Consider the following 1,993-nt stretch of genomic DNA (forward strand, 5'->3'; position numbering starts at 1 on the left):
CAACTGCATCTCCGGGTCACCGAAGGCGATCTGCTCGCAGCGCCGCGGCTGGATTTGCATCGCGACCGCGATCATGTCGAACCGCTGCGCCTGCAGGCCTCCGATCAGTGAGCCGAATTCGCCGACCACTCCTTCGACCTTTTCGACGCCGAGGCTCTTGAAGAACGCCTTCGCCAATTCGGGGGAGGAGCCAGTGATCTCACCCCCAGGCCCAACGAAAGACGTCGGAGCGAAATTTGAGAAGCCGACCCTGACCGATTTCTGGCTCTTGATCCGCTCAAGGGTGTTCTGGGCATAAGACGGGCTAATCAGGCCGGCGACGGCGATTCCGCTAAGGAACGCGAGGCCGAGTACACGGGAAAGCGGTCGCAAAAATCGGATCTGCATGTGCGAAATCTCCTGACGGCAGAAATCTTCAAGCTGTGCGAGGCGCCATGCCTTAACGGGATCTCCCGTCGCAGTGGCACTAAGACGTAAGGCGTAACATATTACTGCTACGCCCAATTGATTGCAGGGTCAACGCAGTGCGCTTCGGTGGTCGCCGCCACCGGCCATGGCGGGGCTGTTTGCCGGGAGTTGGGGCGGTGAATATCACCCGCGCCATGACCGCAGCTCTCAGTGAGGTGCCAAACCTGCGGCGCACTGCCGGTCAGCATCGGGTGAAATCGGCCTTCTTCGGGCTATTGCCGTCCGTGGGCGGAACTGGAAGGCGCTCGAGGACAGGTCCGCCGCTTTAGCTGGGGCGCGGACTCTCGGCTCAATGACGGACGGGGGCGGCCTGCGCCGTGCCAGCTGGAGGGAAGGCGTGCCTCGGATTTCGCCATCCCGATCATCAAGCCGGACCCACCGGCCCTTGTGACAAGCCGATAGGCCGAGTATCGACGACCGAGCGAGGGCGATCTCGGCTCTCTGCACCACAAAGTTGCATGGAAGCCGCACCTGGCAGCTTTCGGATTCCCGGCGCGCCGGAGGACTCCATCTCGGACCGATGATTTGGTATCGCTGTGGGTGAAGAGCTTTGGCGCACCGAGGTCGACTTTGCCTAAGTAAACACCGGTCTCAATCCAGTTTCACCCGTACTGTCGGATAGCAACGCGCTGTCCGCGTATGATCATGTTCATCGGGTGGCGGCAAGAGACCGGTTTGGCATTGTTATTTTGTGCCATGAGCAGCGCCGCTGTCTCAGCTCTTCAGCCGCCCGAAACATCGCCACACCGTGCCCGCAAGGGTCGTCTCATGCACCCTCTTGGTGGACTTCCGAACGGAAGACCAAGACGTCATGTGCAATGCATTTCGGGTTCGATGGACCATCATCCCCCAGACTGCTCCCCAGCCTTGGATTGCCTGCAGCGGATGCGGGGGCTTGAGAGCCTTCCAATCCAGCGGCAAGATCCGGCTCAACGCCAACGGTCGCAAGCTTGATGCGTGGCTGATCTACAAATGCCTGAGCTGCGATAAGACATGGAACCGACCGATCTTCGAGCGGCAGAATGTCCGCGACATCGATCCTGCCGTGCTGGAAGCGCTACACGCGAACGATCCGCAATGGATCCGGAGAGAGACCTTCAATCTCGAAGCATTGAGGCGCAAGGCGCAGCGCGTCGAAGAATTCCCCGAGTTTGATATCCAAAAGGAGGTCCTGCGCGACACCCTGAATTGGACGACATTGGAAATCGACCTGAAGGTTACGCTTCCGACCAGCACGCGCCTTGACCGGCTGCTGGCGTCCGAGCTGCGGGTCTCGCGTGCACGGCTCCAAACGCTTCACGAGGGCGGCGCGCTTCGGACGAGTCCGGACCGCACCGACATCCTGAAGCGGCGTATCAGAACGGGTACGCAGGTGACGATCGACCTCTCCACCGAGGCTGACCGGGAACACGCATGGAGACCCCTGGCGCTGGGCGGTCCGCTGTAACGACGTCACGTGGGCCTGAAATCTCTGGCCCACGTGACGTCATTGTTCATTCGCAACGGGCGTCCTGGCCTCCTGGAT

Annotated in this window: 2 protein-coding genes; one reads left to right on the forward strand and one right to left on the reverse strand. The window is 60.9% G+C overall.

From position 1 onward, the window contains the following. Window positions 1-387 (reverse strand): transporter substrate-binding domain-containing protein (locus tag AC1DJT_RS36445; protein ID WP_476836028.1); only part of this gene is annotated, 387 nt, incomplete at its 3' end. Between the two features lie 892 nt (window positions 388-1,279). On the opposite strand from AC1DJT_RS36445, the gene AC1DJT_RS36450 reads away from it, so the two are divergent. Beyond that, window positions 1,280-1,915 (forward strand): DUF1062 domain-containing protein, encoded by a 636-nt coding sequence (locus AC1DJT_RS36450; RefSeq protein ID WP_476836029.1) that lies wholly within the window; start codon window positions 1,280-1,282, stop codon window positions 1,913-1,915. Window positions 1,916-1,993 lie beyond the last annotated feature (78 nt).

The organism is Allobosea sp. 05T422_2, from assembly GCF_056396265.1.